This window comes from Kurthia huakuii LAM0618 (assembly GCF_000505545.1).
Classification (GTDB): domain Bacteria; phylum Bacillota; class Bacilli; order Bacillales_A; family Planococcaceae; genus Kurthia; species Kurthia huakuii.
Window position 1 is genome coordinate 302,586 of the sequence record NZ_AYTB01000007.1, and the last position, 20,092, is coordinate 322,677.

Sequence of the window (20,092 nt, forward strand, 5' to 3'; positions counted from 1 at the left end):
CGTTTATCGTAAAAAGACAAAAACTAAATAACAAGTAAGGAAGTACTATGACTAATAATTCATCATCTAAAACTAATAATAACAACAATAGTAACTCTCGTAACAATAATAATCGCGGTGGTGGACGCCCAGGTCAAGGCGGTCGTCCAAATCAACGCCGTAGACCAGGTATTCACGGAGGCCAACGTCGTAAAAACCGTCCAACTCCGCCACCACCAGTGAAAAAAGAATTACCGGAACAAATTACATTTTATGAAACACTATCTGTTGGTGAGTTAGCGAAAAAGTTAGGTCGCGAACCTTCTGAAATTATTAAAAAATTATTCATGCTAGGCATCATGGCTACAATTAACAATGAGCTTGAGAAAGATGCAATCGAATTAATTTGTGCTGATTACGGTGTAGAAGTTGAAGAAGAAATCCGTATTGACCGTACAGACTTAGGTACTTATTTCGAAGACGAAGAAGAGCACCCAGAAGAAATCATGGAACGTCCACCAGTTGTAACGATTATGGGTCACGTCGATCATGGTAAAACAACATTATTAGACTCAATTCGTAACACAAAAGTGACAGAAGGCGAAGCGGGCGGTATTACGCAACATATCGGTGCTTACCAAGTAAACGTTAACGATAAGAAAATTACATTCCTTGATACACCTGGACACGCAGCATTTACAACAATGCGTGCACGTGGTGCGAAAATTACCGATTTAACAATTTTAGTTGTTGCAGCTGATGATGGTGTTATGCCTCAAACAGTTGAAGCAATCAACCATGCGAAAGCGGCAGAAGTGCCAATTATCGTAGCAGTAAACAAAATGGATAAACCTTCTGCAAACCCTGATCGTGTGATGCAAGAATTAACAGAACACGGTTTAATTCCTGAAGATTGGGGCGGCGATACAATTTTCGTACCAATTTCAGCACTTAAAGGTGACGGTATCGATCAACTTTTAGAAATGATTCTTTTAGTTTCTGAAGTAGGCGAATTAAAAGCGAATCCTAAACGTTTAGCAATGGGTACAGTAATTGAAGCACAACTTGATAAAGGTCGTGGCTCTGTTGCAACATTATTAGTACAAAATGGTACATTAAATGTTGGGGATCCGATTGTAGTTGGTAATACATTTGGTCGTGTACGTGCAATGGTCAACGATGTTGGTCGTCGCGTAAAATCAGCTGGTCCTTCTACACCAGTAGAAATTACAGGTTTAAGTGATGTGCCACAAGCTGGTGATTTATTCGTTGTGTTTGAAGATGAAAAACGCGCGCGTCAAGTTGGGGAAGCGCGTCAAACATTAGCTATTCAAGAACATCGTAACGAAGGTTCTCGCGTAACATTAGATAACTTGTTTGAACAAATGAAACAAGGCGAAATGAAAGAATTAAACTTAATCGTTAAAGCTGACGTTCAAGGTACAGTAGAAGCAATGGCAGCATCACTTATGAAAATTGAAGTTGAAGGCGTAAATGTGAAAATTATTCACACAGGTGCCGGCGCGATTACTGAATCAGATATCGCATTAGCAGCTGCTTCAAATGCAATTGTTATTGGTTTCAACGTACGTCCAGATGTTAATGCAAAACGCGCTGCAGATGAAGAAGGCGTAGATATTCGTTTACACCGTATTATTTACAAGGTAATCGAAGAAATCGAGCAAGCAATGAAAGGTATGCTTGATCCAGAATACGAAGAAAAAGTTATTGGTAACGCAGAAGTACGTGAAACATTCAAAGTTTCTAAAGTTGGTACAATTGCTGGTGCATACGTAACAGATGGTAAACTTGTTCGCGATGCCGGCGTACGCGTTATCCGCGATTCAATCGTTGTATTCGAAGGCGAATTATCTTCATTAAAACGTTTCAAAGACGATGCAAAAGAAGTAGCAAAAGGTTATGAATGTGGATTTACTATCGCTAACTACAATGATATTAAAGTAGGCGATATCATCGAAGCATACGTGATGGAAGAAATTAAACGCTAATGATTGTTTATGCCGAGTGCGAATTTTTTATTCCAACGGTACATTCGCTAAAAGAAAAAAGAGCGATTTTGCAACGTATGACTATGCGCGCAAAACAGCGATTTAATGTTTCTGTAGCGGAAATCAATCATCAAGATGTATGGCAGAGAACGGAGATTGCATTAGTAGCTGTAGCATCAGATACTAACGCTGCTAAGCGCGAAATCGACCGAGCTATCGCATTTTTAGAAACACATCCGGAATGGGAGTGTACAAAAATCAACATCGAGTATTTATAGCAGAGAGGTGAAACTTGTATGTCACAAGTACGTGCAAACCGAGTTGCTGAGCAAATGAAAAAAGAGCTTGGTGACATTATCGGACGTAAGTTAAAAGACCCTCGTGTAGGCTTTATTACAGTTACAGATGTTGAAGTAACAGGTGATTTGCAACAAGCTACGGTTTATATTACAAGCCTAGGCAATGAACGTGAAAAAGAAGATACTTTAAAAGGTCTTGAAAAAGCAAAAGGCTTTATTCGTTCAGAAATTGCAAAGCGTATTCGTTTACGCATCACGCCAGAATTAACATTTGAATTTGATGCTTCAACAGAATATGGTAATAAAATTGACCAATTACTGCGTCAACTACATGAATCTGAAAAAGATTATTAATAACAAAAAAAGACTGAGAAGCATTAGCTTCTCAGTCTTTTTTATTGAAATCATGTACACAAAAAGCTATTCTTAAAGAATGAATAGCAACAAAGGAGAATGAATATGCACGGTATTTTACCTTTATGGAAAGAGCGCGGAATGACATCACATGACTGCGTATTTAAAGTACGAAAAATTTTAAGAATGAAAAAGGTTGGACATACTGGAACGCTTGATCCAGGAGTAGATGGTGTATTACCAATTTGCTTAGGGAATGCAACTCGCTTAGCGGAATATATTACAGATGCAGGGAAAATATATGAAGCCATCATATCAATTGGCCGTTCAACAACAACTGAAGATGCAGAGGGGGATACAGTTGAAGAGAATCGCACTGCAAAAAACTTTTCTCGCAAAGAATTAGAAGCTGTTTTTGAGCAACTAACAGGAACGATTACACAAACACCGCCAATGTATTCGGCAGTTAAAGTGAATGGTCGCAAGTTATATGAATATGCGCGCGCTGGACAAACCGTTGAACGACCAAGTCGCCAAGTGTCTATTTCTCGTATCGAATTATTAGAGAATCATGAGACGTTCTCTGGCGATGAAGTGACATTTTCTGTGCGGATTCATTGCGGGAAAGGGACATATATTCGTACGTTAGCAGTTCAAATGGGTGAATTATTAGGATATCCCGCGCATATGGCAAAGCTGACGCGTGTGATGTCAGGAAGTTATACACGCGAACAATGTGTGACGTTAGCAGAATTACAAGTGTTAGCTGATGAAGAACGTTTAACAGAGGTCATTCGACCATTAGAGACAGCGCTAACTGAATTTCCACATCAAGAAATAACTATACAAAATGAAAAACAAGTCAAAAACGGCATGGTCCTTCCTATGCATTCAAAATTAAGTGAACATGATAAACTAGTATTTACAGAACAAGAAAAAGCAGTGGCGGTATATGTAAAACATCCGTCTAAAGAAGGACAAATGAAACCAGAAAAAATGTTTCCAAACATAGATTAGGAGGAACGTTCAATGCAAGTGATTCAATTGATGTATCCACATCACATTCATGCGGATGAAGTGAGTGGCCCTTATTCACTCGCATTAGGTTTTTTTGACGGCGTACATAGAGGTCATCAAAAGGTAATCAATGCAGCGAAAGAAATCGCCCAACAAACAAATACAAAATTAGCGGTAATGACATTTGACCCGCATCCATCACTCGTATTAGGGGGACGGAAAGAAGCAATTTTTTATATTACACCGCTTCAGCAAAAAATTGAGATTTTGGAGAACCTTGGCGTTGATACATTATTTGTTGTTCGTTTCACATCAGATTTTGCAAAGCTAAGTCCGGAAGATTTTGTTCAATTATTCGTACGTGACCTACATGTTCAACATGTGACCGCAGGGTTTGATTATACATTTGGTAGCAGAGGTTGCGGTAATATGGATGTTATGAAGCAACTTTGCGGGACGGAAATTTCAGTGAAAGTTGTCGAAAAATTAGAGGATGGTGATGACAAGGTGAGTTCAACACGTATTCGAGGGTTATTAAAAGATGGGAATATTGAAGAAGTTCAAACATTATTAGGCCGACCCTACCAAACGCCAGGTGTTGTCGTACATGGTGATAAGCGTGGGCGTCAAATTGGATTCCCAACAGCGAATGTTCAAGTACCTGAAGGAACATTTATTCCTGCCAATGGTGTCTATGTAGTGAAAATTCGTGTACAAGATGAATGGTATGAAGGCATGTGTAATATTGGGTTCAAACCGACTTTTAAAAACCCAGATGAAAAGCTTTTAACAATTGAAGTAAACATTTTTGATTTTGATCGTAATATTTATGGAGAAGAGGTAGCAATCGATTGGTATAAACGTTTACGTGATGAACAACGTTTTAATGGTATTGATGCGCTGATTGCACAGCTTCAAGCAGACAAAGAGCACTGTGTTGCATATTTTGATGCACAAAAATAATACACGTTAGAAGGGAATGGTCAATGCTGACGGTTCCTTTTTTGTTTTGTCAAAAGCTGTGAATATAGTTGCAACAGAAAGCCTTTATATGATACACTTCTTTAAGTGATTTAATCACGGACAACCATTACTTGGTCAATCGATTCTCCAACGATGAACTCAGTAAATGGGGGTTTTTATAATTTTAGGAGGTGTAGAGCATGGCTCTAACAAAAGAACGTAAAAACGAAATCATCGCGGAATTCCGCACACACGAAAGTGATACTGGTTCTCCAGAAGTACAAATCGCTGTATTAACTGCAGAAATCAACTTATTAAACGATCACTTACGTACACACAAAAAGGATCACCACTCTCGTCGCGGTTTATTCAAAATGGTAGGTCGTCGTCGTAACCTATTAAAATATCTTCGTGAAAACGATGTAACTCGTTACCGCGAAACTATCCAAAAATTAGGTTTACGTCGCTAGAATTTAATTCAGCACACAAAAGCGGGCTCGCCCCGCTTTTTCTTATGTTTTCAAACATTTCCTAGATGTTAAAAATGATAAATTTTGATAAAATATACTATTACATAGATAAAAAATGGCGTTAGATAATTGTAGAGAGGAGTTCATTTTACAATGAGCGAAAAAAAGGTTTATACCTATGAATGGGCTGGTCGTCCGCTTCAAATTGAAGTCGGTCAATTAGCAAAACAAGCAAACGGTGCAGTAATGGTTCGTTATGGCGATACAGCTGTGTTATGTAATGCGACAGCATCAAAGAAACCAAAGCAAACGGATTTTTTCCCATTAACAGTAAACTATGAAGAAAAAATGTATGCGGCGGGTAAAATTCCGGGAGGCTTTATTAAACGCGAAGGTCGTGCTTCAGAGAAGGCAATTTTAACATCACGCTTAATTGACCGCCCAATTCGCCCATTATTCCCAGATGGCTTCCGTAATGAAGTACAAGTTATTTCAATGGTTATGTCGGCAGACTCAAATTGTTCAACTGAAATGGCCGCGATGCTTGGTTCTTCTTTAGCGCTAATGATATCTGATATTCCATTTGACGGTCCAATTGCAGGTGTGCAAATTGGTTTGATTGATGGCGAATTTATCGTTAATCCAACCCCGGAACAAGAGGCTGTGTCATTAATTAGCTTAGCCGTAGCAGGTACAAAAGAAGCGATTAATATGGTAGAAGCAGGTGCATTAGAAGTTCCTGAAGAAACAATGCTTGAAGCAATTTTATTCGGTCATGAAGAAATCAAAAAAGTGATTGCTTTTCAAGAAATCATTGCTGCTGAATGTGGCAAAGAAAAAATGACTGTTGAACTACACGAATTAGATGCGGCACTTGTTGCAGAAATTAATGTAGCATATGAAACGCAAATGGTTGCGGCTATTCAAACGTATGAAAAACATGCTCGCGATGAAGCAATCGAAGCGGTAAAAGCAGTAGTAATCGAAGCATATACTGAAAAAATTGGTGATGCTGATGATGTGGAAGACCAATTAAAACAAGTTTCACAAGTGTTAGATAAAATGGTTAAGGATGAAGTTCGCCGCTTAATTACCGATGAAAAAATTCGTCCAGATGGTCGTAAGTTAGATGAAATTCGTCCACTTTCTTCGGAAGTTAATTTACTTCCTCGCGCTCATGGTTCAGGTTTATTTACGCGTGGTCAAACACAAGCATTATCTGTTTGTACGTTAGGGTCTTTATCGGAAGTGCAATTAATTGATGGCTTAGGTGTGGAAGAAAATAAACGCTTTATGCATCATTATAACTTCCCTCAATTCTCAGTTGGTGAAGTTGGTCCAATGCGTGGCCCTGGTCGTCGTGAGATTGGTCACGGTGCATTAGGAGAACGCGCGTTGTTGGCTGTTATTCCGGACGAAAAAGATTTCCCATATACAATTCGTTGTGTATCAGAAGTTCTTGAATCAAATGGTTCTACGTCACAAGCCTCTATTTGTGGTTCATGTCTAGCAATGATGGATGCAGGTGTACCGTTAAAAGCTCCTGTAGCGGGTATTGCTATGGGACTTGTGAAAAAAGGCGAGAACTATGCTGTATTAACGGATATTCAAGGAATGGAAGACCACCTTGGCGATATGGACTTTAAAGTAGCTGGTACTGCTAAAGGTGTTACAGCACTTCAAATGGATATTAAAATCGACGGAATTAACCGTGCGATTTTAGAGGAAGCATTAGAGCAAGCGAAACGTGGTCGTATGATTATTTTAGATTCAATGCTTGCAACATTGGCAGAGCCTCGTACCGTATTATCAACACATGCACCTAAAATTCAAAAAATGCAAATTAAACCAGAAAAGATTCGTGATGTTATTGGACCTGGTGGTAAGCAAATTAATAAAATTATTGATGCAACGGGCGTTAAAATTGATACAGAACAAAATGGTACAATCTTTATTGCTTCTGTTGACGAAGAGATGATTCAAAAAGCGCAAGAGATGATTGAAGGAATTGTCCGCGAAGCACAAGTAGGTGAATATTACTTAGGTAAAGTAAAACGTATCGAAAAATTCGGCGCATTTTTAGAAATCTTCCCTGGTAAAGATGGTCTACTGCACATTTCTGAAATTCAAGAAGAACGTACAAACAACGTAGAAGATGTCTTGAAATTAGGTGATGAATTACGTGTGAAATGTATTGAAATTGATGCAAAACATCGCGTGAATTTATCGCGAAAAGTTGTACTTCAAGAAGAGAACGCAACTGAAGAAGTATAACAGCTTCGTGTTAAAAAGTGCGATACGCAGTGTATCGCGCTTTTTTTGTGCCATTGTGCTATAGTAGGCGAAGTGAAATGAACGATTAAAGTGAGGTGAAAGCTGTTAATTTAATCCGAGAGATGAATTAACAGATTAATAATGACAACTAAAATAGTTTGCCCAAATGGCTTACGAATTGTTACAGAAAAATTACCGCATATGCGCTCGGTAGCAATTGGTATATTTGTTAATGTAGGTTCGCGTTATGAGAAAGCTGAAGATAACGGCTTAACACATTTTATAGAACATATGCTTTTTAAAGGGACTGCTACGCGTACAGCAAAGCAATTAGCGGAAGAGTTTGACCGCTTAGGTGCACAAACAAATGCATTTACATCGAAAGATCAAACGTGTTATTATGCGGTGTCATTAGATTATGAAGCGCGCAAAACAATTGCGCTATTAGCAGATTTATTTTTCAACTCAGCGTTTCGTGAAGAGGATATTGAAAAGGAACGTCAAGTTATTCTAGAAGAAATTGCGATGAGTGAAGATGATCCAGAAGATAGTGTAGATGAACGATTATGGCAGACGATGTTTGAAGGCTCGCAAATGGCTGCGCCAATTTTAGGAACCGAACAAACATTGAGTACCTTTACAAGAGAAAAAATTAAGGCGTTTATGGCTGAGCATTATACGCCAAGTGAAGTCGTTATTTCGCTTGCTGGTAATATTGATGAAGAATTGATTGAATACGTGGTCGAAACATTTAACCAATTCAATAATGAAGCACGTCAACAAGTGCAGCATACAAAACCCGCGTTTCATGCGAATAATGTGGAACGTAATATGGCGATTGAACAGGCGCATCTTGTATTAGGTTACGAAGGATTAGCTGTAACAGACCCAGATATCGTAAGTTTGCTCGTATTAAACAATATTATCGGGGACTCGATGTCATCGCGTCTATTCCAAAAAGTACGAGAAGAAAAAGCATTAGCATATAGCGTTTACTCTTATTATTCTTCGTATGAAGATATGGGCGCATGGATGGTTTATGGTGGAACGTCGATGAAACAACTTGCTCAAATGGAAGAAACCATTTTAGCAGTCATTGCTGATATTATTGCTCATGGCGTCACAGAGGAAGAAATTCAACGTGCTAAAATTCAATTAGAAAGTGGTTTATTATTAGGTTTAGAAACAAGTTTTGATTATATGAACCGCAATGCACGTAATGAAATCACATATGGAGAGAATCGTACAGTCGAACAATCTTTAAAAGAGTTAGCTGTTGTATCGAGTCAAAGTGTAACACGCGTTATTCAACGAATTTTGACGAAACCATATGCACGCTCAGCGATTTTTAGCAAGCAAGAAAAATAAAAGAAATGGCGTGAATAAATAAATTTACTCCATTTCTTTTTTGTATGCAAAATGCACATATTTTATAGCGTTATTATCGCTGATTTTCTTGAAAAAAAGGTGTAAGCGCTTTAAAGTGAGGGAATATCCGAAATAGTCGGATTATTATACACAATAATACATTAATGTGATACAATAACGCCAATTATAGTTTTTTATAAACATAGGGAGAGATGGATGATGACGAAAAAATTAACAGTAGCAGTTGTCGGTGCTACAGGAGCAGTAGGAACAAAAATGATGGAGCAACTTTCAAAGCGAAAGTTTCCAATAGGTAAGTTGAAGTTGCTTGCTTCAAAGCGTTCTGCTGGCAAGGAGTTATCATTCAATGGTGAAACGTACGTGCTTGAGGAAGCAACGCCTGAAGCATTTGAAGGTGTCGATGTGGCGTTATTCTCAGCAGGGGGTTCTGTATCGACTGCATTAGCACATGCAGCAGCAGAGCGCGGTGCGGTTGTTATTGATAATACAAGTGCATTCCGTATGGATCCAGATGTTCCGCTTGTTGTACCAGAAGTAAACCGTGCAGACATTAAAGAACATAAAGGAATTATTGCAAATCCAAACTGTTCAACAATTCAAATGATGGTTGCCCTTGAACCAATTCGCCAAGCATACGGTTTAAACAACTTAATCGTATCGACATATCAAGCAGTATCAGGTTCAGGTGTAAGCGCAATTGAAGAGCTTCATGAGCAAAGTGTACAATGGGAAAAAGGTAAAGATGTAGAAGCGAATATTTTACCAGTAAAAGGCGATAAACGCCACTTCCCAATTGCGCGTAACGTATTGCCACAAATCGATGTGTTCACAGATAATGGCTTTACATACGAAGAAATGAAAATGATTAATGAAACAAAAAAAATCATGCATGCACCTGAGCTAGCAGTAGCTGCAACTTGTGTACGTGTACCAGTTGTTGCAGGACATTCAGAATCTATTTTTATTGAAGTAGAACAAGCAGGCGTGAGCGTAGCAGATATCCAAAATGTTTTAAAAGATGCACCAGGTGTTATTTTACAAGATGATCCAACAAACCAAGAATACCCAACACCACTTGAAGCGGAAGGTAAAGAAGGAACATTTGTAGGCCGTATCCGCAAAGATTTAAATAATGATAAAGGTTTCCACTTATGGGTTGTATCAGATAATTTATTAAAAGGTGCAGCGCTTAACTCAGTACAAATTGCAGAAGCAATGCTTGAAGATGGCTTACTATAACATTTAAGGGGATGGAAAGAATGGATTTAGGTAATATTGGAACGGCAATGGTTACACCATTTACGAAAGATGGTGCTATGGTAGATTACAAACATTTAGCAGGTATGATTGAACATTTAATTTCAACGGGTACAGATACGATTGTTGTATTAGGTACAACAGGGGAAGTACCGACATTATCAACAGAAGAAAAATTAGACGTACTAAAATATACAGTAGATCGCGTAAATGGCCGTGTACCGGTTATTGCAGGTGTTGGGGATAACGAAACGTATTATTCAAAAATTATGGCTCAAAAAGCAGAAGTTGCTGGTGTTGATGGCGTAATGTTAGTAGCACCTTACTACAATAAACCAAATCAGCGCGGGATTTATGCTCACTTTGTTGATATTGCACAATCAGTTGATATTCCAGTGATGCTGTACAATATTCCTGGTCGTACAGGTATTAATATCACACCTGAAACAGTAGCGAAACTGTCTCAAGTTCCAAACATTCAAATTATTAAAGAAGCAAGCGGCGATTTAGATCAAATGTCTGAAATTCTTGCTTCAACATCTGATGACTTTAAAGTATACAGTGGAGATGATGGTATTACTTTACCATTATTAGCTGTCGGTGGACACGGCGTTATTTCTGTAGCGGCACATGTTGTTGGCAATGATATGCAAACGATGATTTCTTTATTCAAAGAAGGTCGCCATGCAGAAGCAGCCAAAATTCACCAAGCATTATTACCGTTAATTCGTGCACTTTTTGCACAACCAAGCCCAGCACCTGTTAAATACGCACTTTCAAAATTAGGTTTATGTAATGAAAATGTTCGTTTGCCTATCGTTGAATTAACAGATGAAGAAAAAGCATCATTCGATGTTGCGTGGGATGCATACTTCGAACAACAAAAAACATTTGCTACTGTTTAAGTAGCTTAATTTAAGATGAGTATCTAGAAAAAATCTAGATACTCTTTTTTTAATTAATCGATATTTAACGGTATGAATTGCCATTTTTTTAATTGTGTAATATTACGTAAACACTTATAATGAGTGTAAGTGGTTGCTGTACGGGATACATTTTAGGAGGAAAAGAAGTGGCAAAAATTAAAAATGAAACGATTCGCGTTATTCCACTAGGTGGCGTGAGTGAAATCGGTAAAGCGATGTATGTTGTCGAAATCGACGATGATATTTTCGTAGTAGATAGTGGATTAATGTTCCCAGAGGACGAAATGCTAGGAATTGATTATGTCATTCCAGATATGAGTTATTTAGTAGAAAATAAAGAGCGTGTAAAAGGGATTTTCTTAACACATGGTCATGAAGACGCGATTGGTTCTGTAGCGTACTTACTAAACAAAGTAAACGCACCAGTATACGGTTCACGTTTGACAATTGCGTTAGCAAAAGAACATTTAAAAGCAAACCCAGCACCGCACCAAGTGAAATTTTTCGAGGTAACAAACAAAAGCCGTATGAATTTCAAAACAACTTACGTGACGTTCTTCCATACGACACATAGTATTCCGGATTCATTAGGTGTGGTGTTCCACACATCTGAAGGAGCCATTGTGCATACAGGAGAATTTAAATTCGACCAATCGGCAAAAGGAAAATATCGTCCGGATATTGCAAAAATGGCAGCACTTGGTGATGAAGGCGTATTTATTTTAATGTCTGATTCAACAGAAGCTGAAAAACCGGGATACACATTATCAGAAAATGTTGTAAAAGCACGTTTGGAAAAAACATTCCATAAAGCAGAAGGTCGTATTTTAGTAGCATTATATGCATCTAACTTCATTCGTATTCAACAAGTATTTGATCAAGCAATTGCTTCAGGTCGTAAAGTAGCAATCGTTGGTCGTAGTTTAGAAACGATTTTTGAAGTAGGTATGCGTTTAGGCTACTTAGAAATTGATCAAGAAGAAATCATTCCCGTAAATAAAATGTCAGATTATGAAGACAATGAAATCGTTGCTATTATTACAGGTAATCAAGGTGAACCACTTGAAGGGTTAGAAAAAATCATCCGTAAACATCACCGCGATTTACGCATTAAACAAAATGATACGGTTTTAATTACATTTACACCATCTCCAAGTATGGAAGTACAAATGGCAGATACAATGAATGAATTATCAAAATTAGGAGCAAAAGTTTTCTCGGCAGATAAAAAAGTTCACGTATCAGGGCATGGTTCACAAGAAGATTTAAAATTAATGCTGAACTTAATGCAGCCTAAATACTTTATTCCAATTCAAGGTGAATATCGTATGCTGATTACTCACTCAAAATTAGCACAAGATGTTGGTTTGCAAAAATCTCAAATCTTTATTGCTGATAAAGGTGATATTGTTGAATACAAAAATGGAAAAATGCGCATGGCAGGTCGCGTGACAGCAGGTAACGTTTTAATCGATGGTATTGGTGTTGGCGATGTCGGCAATATCGTACTACGAGATCGTAAATTATTATCACAAGATGGTATTTTCATTGTTGTTGTAACAATTAATCGTAAAGCGAAACAAATTGCTTCAGGTCCAGAAATCTTATCGCGCGGCTTCGTTTATGTACGTGAATCAGAAGAATTAATGGATGAATCAGCAAAACTTGTACGTGGTGTTGTTGAAAAATATGTATCAAAAGGTTCTTACGAATGGACAAATATTAAACAAGAAATTCGTGACACATTAAATGGCTATTTATATCAAAAAACAAAACGTCGTCCGATGATTATTCCAATTATTATGGAATATTAATTATGTCAATAAAAAGGGATTCCTAGCCTAGTGGCGCGGAATCCTTTTTTTCATTTTTAGTACAAGGTATAATGAAAAAAGAAAGTAGGTGACGGCATGGCGACAAAAAAAACAACGCAAACAATGGCACGCAAAAAACAACCGACAACGGCGAAGCGAGGAACATCTAAGAAGCCCAATGTTCGTAAAACACCAGCGAAAAAACGACCGTCACTAATATATGAAATTGTAGGTTTAGTTCTTGTAGCAATTGCTTTTATTACGATGTTTCAATTTGGCTTGATTGGTCGAGTTTTTCAAGGATTTAGCAAATTATTAATTGGTAATTGGTATGTATTGGTACCTGTTTTCATGATTTGGTATGCCATTTATTTAATGGTTGTGCGCGCATTACCAGTATTTAAAAACCGCTATATTTGGGGTGTTATATGCTTGTTATGTAGCGTGACATTGTTTAGTCATATTGCGATGTTTCATGATTTATATAACGGAGAACCGCTTGAACGAGATGCGAGTATTTTAAGTGAAAGCTGGGGATTAATCGTTCAAGAAAAAGCTTATATAGAACCAGATGGTTTTCTTGGTGGTGGATTATTAGGGGCCGTATTATATGCAGTATTTCACAGTCTTGTTGATACGACAGGTTCGAAGATTGTCGCGCTATTATGTATCGCAATTGGGCTCATTTTATTGACAGGGAAAGCACTCGTTCCTTACTTAATGGAGCAAATCCCAAAATGGCGTGAAGAAATTACTAAACGGCGTGATGAAGTCATGTATGCTCGTGAGGAAAGAAATGAGCAAGAGACTTCTGTAGATTCCGAAATAACAAAACCGCAGCGTGCATTACAGCAAACAAAAAAAGTAGTTGAAGAAAAAACAATAGCGCAACCAGCTGCTGAAAAACCAGCGCTTAGTATATCAGCTTATACACAAAATCTTGCTAGGGAAGAGGAACCATCGACTGTCACAAAAGTGCCTAAAGTAGAAGAAGATTCTCAAGTAGAAGAGGATAATCTCCTGCCAGAAGTGGGTATAATAGAAAATGAAGCATATGTTTTACCTAAAATGGATTTACTTGCTTTACCCCCAACGAAAGATCAATCTGCTGAATTTGAAGTAATTGAACAAAATGCACGTACAATTGAACAGACGTTAGATGCATTTGGTGTACAGGCTAATGTGACAGAAGTTCATTTAGGGCCAGCAGTTACAGAATATGAAGTATTGCCAGAACGTGGCGTTAAAGTTAGTAAAATCGTTAATTTACAAGACGATATGGCATTGGCATTAGCTGCAAAAGATATTCGTATTGAGGCACCTATTCCTGGGAAATCAGCTGTTGGGATTGAAGTGCCAAATAAGGAAATTTCGATGGTTAGTTTGCGTTCAGTATTAGAAGCTTCACCAAGTAATAAGGCAGATGAAAAATTGGTTGTTGGTTTAGGGCGCGATATTTCAGGCAAAGCGAAATTAACTAAATTAAATAAAATGCCACACTTATTAGTAGCGGGTTCCACAGGTAGTGGTAAATCGGTTTGTATTAATAGTATTATCGTTAGTATTTTAATGCGTGCTAAACCACACGAAGTAAAAATGATGATGATTGACCCAAAAATGGTTGAGCTAAGTGTTTATAATGGAGTACCGCATTTATTAGCACCAGTCGTTACCGATGCACGTAAGGCTTCCGAAGCGCTGAAAAAAGTTGTTAGTGAAATGGAACGCCGCTATGATTTATTTGCGCATACCGGTACGCGAAATATTGAGGGTTACAATAAACATATCGATCGCTTTAATGAAAAAAATGATGAAAAGCACCCGCATTTACCATTTATTGTTGTCATTGTGGATGAATTAGCTGATTTAATGTTAGTTGCCGCTGGAGATGTTGAAGATTCAATTATGAGGCTAGCGCAAATGGCTCGAGCTGCTGGAATTCACTTGATTATTGCAACCCAACGACCATCTGTTAACGTAATTACGGGGGTAATTAAAGCAAATATTCCATCACGTATTGCATTTGCTGTATCATCGCAAATTGATTCGCGAACGATTTTAGATACAGGTGGTGCCGAACGATTGCTAGGGCGAGGAGATATGTTGTTCTTGCCATCGGGCGAATCAAAACCTACACGTGTTCAAGGTGCATTTGTCTCAGATGAAGAAGTGCAAGAAATTGTGGAATATGTTATCAGCCAACAAAAGGCACAGTATCAAGATGAAATGATTCCGACTGATGAGGATATTGCACCTGAAGTTGCTGAAGATACGGACGAACTTTATCATGACGCAGTACGCCTTGTTGTAGAACAGGATAATGCATCTGTTTCATTTTTACAACGTAAATTAAAAATTGGTTATGCAAGAGCTGCTCGAATTATGGATCAGATGGAAGAACGTGGTGTCGTTGGCCCATCTGAGAAAAGTAAACCAAGACAAATATTAATTAGTAAGTAAAAAGATATAAATGCAGGGTATTTTTAGGGAACCCTGCATTTTTTTACTATAAAATTGCCACACTAATTATAAATATTAGAAAATTTCTGCTGTTTTAACACAGTTTTTGATTAAAGCTATTTATTTATTATTTTAAAAGTGATATAGTATTGTCTGATTAGCAGAATTGTTCTACGTCTGATGTCTGATGACTGATTGGTGGTGATTTGAATGACTATAAAATCAGATCATCGTCATCTGTATCTTCAAGTGATTGATCATTTAAAGTCGGATATTGAGAATGGGATTTTCAAAGAAAATGAAAAATTACCGTCTGAATTCGAACTTTCAAAGTCACTAGGAGTCAGCCGAGCAACGCTTCGCGAAGCATTGCGACTGTTGGAAGAGGAAAATATCATTGTTCGCAGGCATGGTGTAGGTACTTTCGTCAACCCAAAACCCGTGTTCACATCAGGGATTGAACAACTTTCGAGCATTTCTTCAATGATTGAAGAAGTAGGCATGGAGCCTGGTACAACATATATTAGTTCCGCCGCTTCCGTTTCGACTGAAGAAGATATTAAGCGCTTTCAATGCGATGAAGATGAATCTATAATGACGATTAAACGTGTTCGTACAGCGGATGGAGAACCCGTCGTCTATTGTATAGACCAAGTGCCGAATAGCTTTTTACCGGCAGATTTTCTAACAAGGGAAAATCCTTCTATTTTTCAAGCGTTAGAAGAATCCGGAAATATTCATGTGTCGTATGCTGTCACATATATTGACCCGATTGGCTATCACAGTGAAGTGTCTCCAATCTTGAATTGTAAAGCAGATCAAGCTTTACTCGTATTAAAGCAGTTCCACTATGATGATAACGATCGAGTGGTACTTTACTCGCGTAACTATTTCAGAGCTGATAAATTTAGCTTCCATGTGGTTCGTAAACGTGTATAACAAATCAGAAGGAACAATTCTGCTATCGTAGCAATACAAATATTAATATAAAAAAATTTCACTTTTTTGGGAGGACTTCAAATTGAAAAAGCGTAAAATTGGTTTAGCATTGACAGCATTATTAGCTTCAGGTACTTTATTAGCGGCTTGTGGTTCAAATGATTCAAAAGAAGAATCTAAAGGCGGCGACAACAAAGACGCATTCTCAGTAGCAATGGTAACAGATACTGGTGGTATCGATGACCGTTCATTCAACCAATCGACTTGGGAAGGTATTCAAGCCTATGGTAAAGAAGCAGGCCTTAAAAAAGGTGACGGCGGTTACGATTATTTACAATCTGCTTCTGATTCAGATTTCACAACAAATATTAACAACTTAGTTCGTCGTAACTTTGACTTAGTATTTGCTGTAGGTTTTAAACTAGAAGATTCAGTTAAAGAAGTAGCTGCTCAACAAAAAGATGCTAAAATCGCAATCATTGACTCAGTTGTACCAGATTTAGACAACGTTGCATCAATCATGTTCAAAGCAAACGAAGCTTCATACTTAGCTGGTGTTGCTGCAGCATTAGAATCAAAAACTGGTAAAATTGGTTTCTTAGGTGGTATGGAAAGCAATATCATCGGTGGTTTCGAAGCAGGTTTCGTAGCGGGTGCTAAAGCTGCTGACCCTAAAGTGAAAGTGGATGTTCAGTATGCTGGTTCATTCGGCGACGCTGCAAAAGGTCAAACAATCGCTAAACGTATGTATGATAGCGGCGCTGACATTGTATTCCACGCTGCTGGTGGTACAGGTCAAGGTTTATTCACTGAAGCAATCGCTCAAAAAAAATCTGGTAATGATGTATGGGCAATCGGGGTAGACCGTGACCAATACGACGAAGGTAAAGTGGATGATAAAACAAACATCGTTATGACTTCCGTATTAAAACGTGTAGACGTTGCTGCGCAAGATATGATTAAGCGTTCTGCTGCTGGTGATTTCCCAGGTGGCGAAACCGTAACTTACGGTCTTAAAGACGATGGTGTAGGTCTTGCTGATTCTCATGGTGCTATTTCTGAGAAAACTCAAAAAGAAATCGATAAAGCTCAAAAAGATATTGTTGATGGCAAAATCGAAGTTCCAGAACAACCAAAAAAATAGTAGTATTGCCGCGATTCGTCCGGTATTTCATGAGGGCAGACGATTGCCCTCATGTTTGTTTTGTAATAAATTTTTTAATTTATTACATGTAAAAATTCGAATGTGTCGAATTTTTACATGTGTTAATTTAATTAACCTTATTAATCCATTACAAACTATTTTTAATAGAATTTCGAAGGAGTGAGCACATTGGAATATGTGATCGAAATGCTCAACATCCGCAAGCAATTTGGGGATTTTGTAGCAAATGATAATATCACCCTTCAACTAGCTAAAGGTGAGATTCATGCATTGTTAGGAGAAAATGGTGCAGGTAAATCGACGTTGATGAACGTTCTGTTTGGTTTATATCAACCGGAGGCAGGTACGATTAAAGTTCGTGGAGAAGAAGTGAAGATTTCGGATCCAAACAAAGCGAATGATTTAGGTATCGGCATGGTTCACCAACACTTTATGTTAGTTGAAAACTTTACGGTGACGGAAAATATTATTTTAGGTAATGAGCCAACGAAGCTCGGTACAATCAATATTAAAGAGGCAGCAAAGAAAGTACAAAAACTGTCAGAACAATATGGTTTAAATGTTGATGCGTATGCAAAAATTGAAGACATTTCAGTTGGGATGCAACAACGTGTAGAAATTCTAAAAACACTTTATCGTGGTGCAGACATTTTGATTTTTGATGAACCGACGGCATCATTAACACCGCAAGAAATTACAGAGTTAATTCAGATTATGAAGCGTTTAATTTCTGAAGGTAAATCAATTATTTTAATTACGCATAAATTAAAAGAGATTATGGAAGTTTCAGATCGTGTAACAATTATTCGTAAAGGACAAGGGATTGGTACAGTAACAACTGCTGAAACAAATCCAGACCAACTAGCTGAAATGATGGTTGGGCGTCAAGTTGTCTTTAAAACTGAAAAAACTGCTGCGCATCCGAAAGAAGCAATTTTAGAAATAACAGGCCTAAATGTGAAAGACAATCGAGGTGTCGATCGCGTAAAAGATTTAAGCTTGACCGTCCGAGCTGGAGAGATTGTGGGTATTGCTGGGATTGATGGTAATGGACAATCCGAGTTAATCGAAGCAATCACCGGTCTTCGAAAGGTATCTTCAGGTAAGATTATCTTAAAAGGTCAAGAACTTACAGGATTAAAACCACGTAAAATTACGGAATCAGGTGTTGGACATATTCCACAAGACCGACATAAACATGGACTTGTACTTGATTTCCCAATTGGTCATAATATCGCGCTTCAAACGTATTATCAAGCACCTATTTCAAAAGGTGGTATTATCGATTACAAAAAAATTGATAAACTAGCTGAAAAAATAATTAAAGAATACGATGTGCGTACACCAAGCGCAATGACAGAGGCGCGCGCGCTATCAGGTGGTAACCAGCAAAAAGCAATTATCGGTCGTGAAATTGATCGTGACCCAGATTTATTAATTGCGGCATTACCTACACGCGGACTAGACGTTGGGGCCATTGAATTTATTCATAGACGCTTAATTGAACAACGTGATAAAGGAAAAGCGGTATTGCTTATTTCGTTTGAACTAGATGAAGTTATGAACGTTTCAGATACGATTGCTGTTATTCACGATGGCCATATTATTGATACAGTGAGTCCAAAATCAACAACTGAGCAACAATTAGGGTTGCTAATGGCTGGTCATGAAGTGAAAAAGACAACTATAGATAAGGTAGGTGGGGAATAATGTCACAACGTATGGTCAATATTCTCGTACCTGTTGTTTCAGTTGTTTTAGGTTTAATTGTAGGTGCGATTGTTATGCTCGTTTCTGGTTTTAGTCCAGTAGCGGGGTATTCAGCTCTTTGGAATGGTATTTTCGGCGATTCATACAATATCGGCGAAACCATTCGTACGATTACACCCTATGTATTCTCTGGTTTAGCGGTTGCATTTGCTTTCCGAACAGGGATGTTTAACATTGGTGTTGAAGGTCAATTAATGATGGGGTGGCTAGCAGCTGCTTACGTTGGTCAAGCGTTTGAAATGCCAACAGGTTTACATGCGGTTGTGGCAATTTTAGCTGCGGCAGTAGCTGGTGGTCTATGGGCATTTATCCCAGGTTTATTAAAAGCAAAATTACAAGTGCATGAAGTAATCGTTACAATTATGATGAACTATATCGCACTTCATACAGCAAATGCGGCAATTTCAGCAATTAGCGATGGCGGCGAAAAAACCGAAAAAATTCATGAGTCTGCATCGCTTGCTTCTGAATGGTTAGCATCAATGACACAATTCTCACGTTTACACTGGGGATTTGTCGTGGCAATTTTAGCTGTTATTATTATGTGGATTTTATTAGAGAAAACAACATTAGGATATGAATTAAAATCAGTTGGTTTTAACAAAAATGCTTCTGAATATGCGGGTATGAACGTTAGTCGCAATATTATTTTAGCAATGGTTATTTCAGGTATGTTTGCGGGTGTTGGTGGTGCGATGGAAGCACTTGGTACGTTCGGCAACATGATGAAAATGACTGCTTCAACAGGTATTGGTTTTGATGGTATCGCCGTTGCCTTACTTGGCGCGAACCAACCATTTGGGGTGCTGCTCGGTGCTATTTTATTCGGCTCATTGAAAAATGGGGGCTTAAATATGCCAAACGAAGCAGGGATTCCAACAGAAATTGTCTCGATTGTTATTGCCTTAATTATCTTCTTTGTAGCATCAGGTTACTTGATTCGCTTAGGGCTTGAAAGAATGAGCAAAAAAAATAAAGATACTCAGAAAATAAAGGAGGGAAAATAA

16 protein-coding genes are annotated in these 20,092 nt (G+C 38.1%); all 16 read left to right on the forward strand.

All coding sequences use genetic code 11. From position 1 onward, the window contains the following. The first annotated feature begins 47 nt into the window (after window positions 1-47). The 16 genes from infB to V514_RS0103365 all read left to right on the forward strand — a co-directional run bounded on the left by infB (window position 48) and on the right by V514_RS0103365 (window position 20,092). On the forward strand, window positions 48-1,988 hold the full coding sequence (gene infB / locus V514_RS0103290; RefSeq protein ID WP_029498291.1) for a translation initiation factor IF-2: 1,941 nt from the start codon (window positions 48-50) through the stop codon (window positions 1,986-1,988). Beyond that, entirely contained in the window at window positions 1,988-2,266 is a 279-nt protein-coding gene (locus V514_RS0103295) for a DUF503 domain-containing protein (protein WP_029498292.1), read from the forward strand. Before infB ends, V514_RS0103295 begins: the two co-directional genes overlap by 1 nt. Window positions 2,267-2,284: 18 nt before the next feature. Then, window positions 2,285-2,641, forward strand: coding sequence for a 30S ribosome-binding factor RbfA (gene rbfA / locus V514_RS0103300; RefSeq protein WP_029498293.1), 357 nt, complete (start codon window positions 2,285-2,287; stop codon window positions 2,639-2,641). A gap of 105 nt (window positions 2,642-2,746) precedes the next feature. Then, window positions 2,747-3,658 (forward strand): tRNA pseudouridine(55) synthase TruB, encoded by a 912-nt coding sequence (gene truB, locus V514_RS0103305; protein WP_029498294.1) that lies wholly within the window; start codon window positions 2,747-2,749, stop codon window positions 3,656-3,658. A gap of 12 nt (window positions 3,659-3,670) precedes the next feature. Continuing rightward, the gene (locus tag V514_RS0103310) at window positions 3,671-4,621 is read left to right on the forward strand and encodes a bifunctional riboflavin kinase/FAD synthetase (protein ID WP_029498295.1); all 951 of its coding nucleotides are present in this window, start codon (window positions 3,671-3,673) and stop codon (window positions 4,619-4,621) included. A 200-nt stretch (window positions 4,622-4,821) separates the two neighbouring features. Further along, window positions 4,822-5,091, forward strand: coding sequence for a 30S ribosomal protein S15 (rpsO, locus tag V514_RS0103315; protein ID WP_010286308.1), 270 nt, complete (start codon window positions 4,822-4,824; stop codon window positions 5,089-5,091). A 153-nt stretch (window positions 5,092-5,244) separates the two neighbouring features. After that, the gene (pnp, locus tag V514_RS0103320) at window positions 5,245-7,365 is read left to right on the forward strand and encodes a polyribonucleotide nucleotidyltransferase (RefSeq protein ID WP_029498296.1); all 2,121 of its coding nucleotides are present in this window, start codon (window positions 5,245-5,247) and stop codon (window positions 7,363-7,365) included. A gap of 141 nt (window positions 7,366-7,506) precedes the next feature. Beyond that, a complete protein-coding gene (locus tag V514_RS0103325; RefSeq protein ID WP_029498297.1) occupies window positions 7,507-8,733 on the forward strand; it encodes a M16 family metallopeptidase in 1,227 nt (408 codons plus the stop codon). A 219-nt stretch (window positions 8,734-8,952) separates the two neighbouring features. Next, on the forward strand, window positions 8,953-9,993 hold the full coding sequence (locus V514_RS0103330; protein WP_029498298.1) for an aspartate-semialdehyde dehydrogenase: 1,041 nt from the start codon (window positions 8,953-8,955) through the stop codon (window positions 9,991-9,993). A 20-nt stretch (window positions 9,994-10,013) separates the two neighbouring features. Further along, window positions 10,014-10,916 (forward strand): 4-hydroxy-tetrahydrodipicolinate synthase, encoded by a 903-nt coding sequence (dapA, locus tag V514_RS0103335; protein WP_029498299.1) that lies wholly within the window; start codon window positions 10,014-10,016, stop codon window positions 10,914-10,916. Window positions 10,917-11,083: 167 nt separating this feature from the next. Then, window positions 11,084-12,751 (forward strand): ribonuclease J, encoded by a 1,668-nt coding sequence (locus V514_RS0103340; protein WP_029498300.1) that lies wholly within the window; start codon window positions 11,084-11,086, stop codon window positions 12,749-12,751. Window positions 12,752-12,847: 96 nt separating this feature from the next. Continuing rightward, window positions 12,848-15,211 carry a DNA translocase FtsK gene (locus V514_RS0103345; RefSeq protein ID WP_200864011.1) on the forward strand — a complete coding sequence of 788 codons (2,364 nt, stop codon included), beginning with the start codon at window positions 12,848-12,850 and terminating at the stop codon, window positions 15,209-15,211. A 210-nt stretch (window positions 15,212-15,421) separates the two neighbouring features. Beyond that, window positions 15,422-16,150 carry a GntR family transcriptional regulator gene (locus V514_RS0103350; RefSeq protein WP_029498302.1) on the forward strand — a complete coding sequence of 243 codons (729 nt, stop codon included), beginning with the start codon at window positions 15,422-15,424 and terminating at the stop codon, window positions 16,148-16,150. A gap of 82 nt (window positions 16,151-16,232) precedes the next feature. After that, a complete protein-coding gene (locus V514_RS0103355) occupies window positions 16,233-17,294 on the forward strand; it encodes a BMP family lipoprotein (RefSeq protein WP_029498303.1) in 1,062 nt (353 codons plus the stop codon). Between the two features lie 189 nt (window positions 17,295-17,483). Next, window positions 17,484-19,025, forward strand: coding sequence for an ABC transporter ATP-binding protein (locus V514_RS0103360; RefSeq protein ID WP_029498306.1), 1,542 nt, complete (start codon window positions 17,484-17,486; stop codon window positions 19,023-19,025). Beyond that, window positions 19,025-20,092, forward strand: coding sequence for an ABC transporter permease (locus tag V514_RS0103365; protein ID WP_029498308.1), 1,068 nt, complete (start codon window positions 19,025-19,027; stop codon window positions 20,090-20,092). Before V514_RS0103360 ends, V514_RS0103365 begins: the two co-directional genes overlap by 1 nt.

What these genes read in the sequence shown, in the direction of transcription:
- infB (WP_029498291.1), top strand. Translation starts at nt 48, where the DNA reads ATGACTAATAATTCATCATCTAAAACTAATAATAACAACAATAGTAAC.
- V514_RS0103295 (WP_029498292.1), top strand. Translation starts at nt 1,988, where the DNA reads ATGATTGTTTATGCCGAGTGCGAATTTTTTATTCCAACGGTACATTCG.
- rbfA (WP_029498293.1), top strand. Translation starts at nt 2,285, where the DNA reads ATGTCACAAGTACGTGCAAACCGAGTTGCTGAGCAAATGAAAAAAGAG.
- truB (WP_029498294.1), top strand. Translation starts at nt 2,747, where the DNA reads ATGCACGGTATTTTACCTTTATGGAAAGAGCGCGGAATGACATCACAT.
- V514_RS0103310 (WP_029498295.1), top strand. Translation starts at nt 3,671, where the DNA reads ATGCAAGTGATTCAATTGATGTATCCACATCACATTCATGCGGATGAA.
- rpsO (WP_010286308.1), top strand. Translation starts at nt 4,822, where the DNA reads ATGGCTCTAACAAAAGAACGTAAAAACGAAATCATCGCGGAATTCCGC.
- pnp (WP_029498296.1), top strand. Translation starts at nt 5,245, where the DNA reads ATGAGCGAAAAAAAGGTTTATACCTATGAATGGGCTGGTCGTCCGCTT.
- V514_RS0103325 (WP_029498297.1), top strand. Translation starts at nt 7,507, where the DNA reads ATGACAACTAAAATAGTTTGCCCAAATGGCTTACGAATTGTTACAGAA.
- V514_RS0103330 (WP_029498298.1), top strand. Translation starts at nt 8,953, where the DNA reads ATGACGAAAAAATTAACAGTAGCAGTTGTCGGTGCTACAGGAGCAGTA.
- dapA (WP_029498299.1), top strand. Translation starts at nt 10,014, where the DNA reads ATGGATTTAGGTAATATTGGAACGGCAATGGTTACACCATTTACGAAA.
- V514_RS0103345 (WP_200864011.1), top strand. Translation starts at nt 12,848, where the DNA reads ATGGCGACAAAAAAAACAACGCAAACAATGGCACGCAAAAAACAACCG.
- V514_RS0103350 (WP_029498302.1), top strand. Translation starts at nt 15,422, where the DNA reads ATGACTATAAAATCAGATCATCGTCATCTGTATCTTCAAGTGATTGAT.
- V514_RS0103365 (WP_029498308.1), top strand. Translation starts at nt 19,025, where the DNA reads ATGTCACAACGTATGGTCAATATTCTCGTACCTGTTGTTTCAGTTGTT.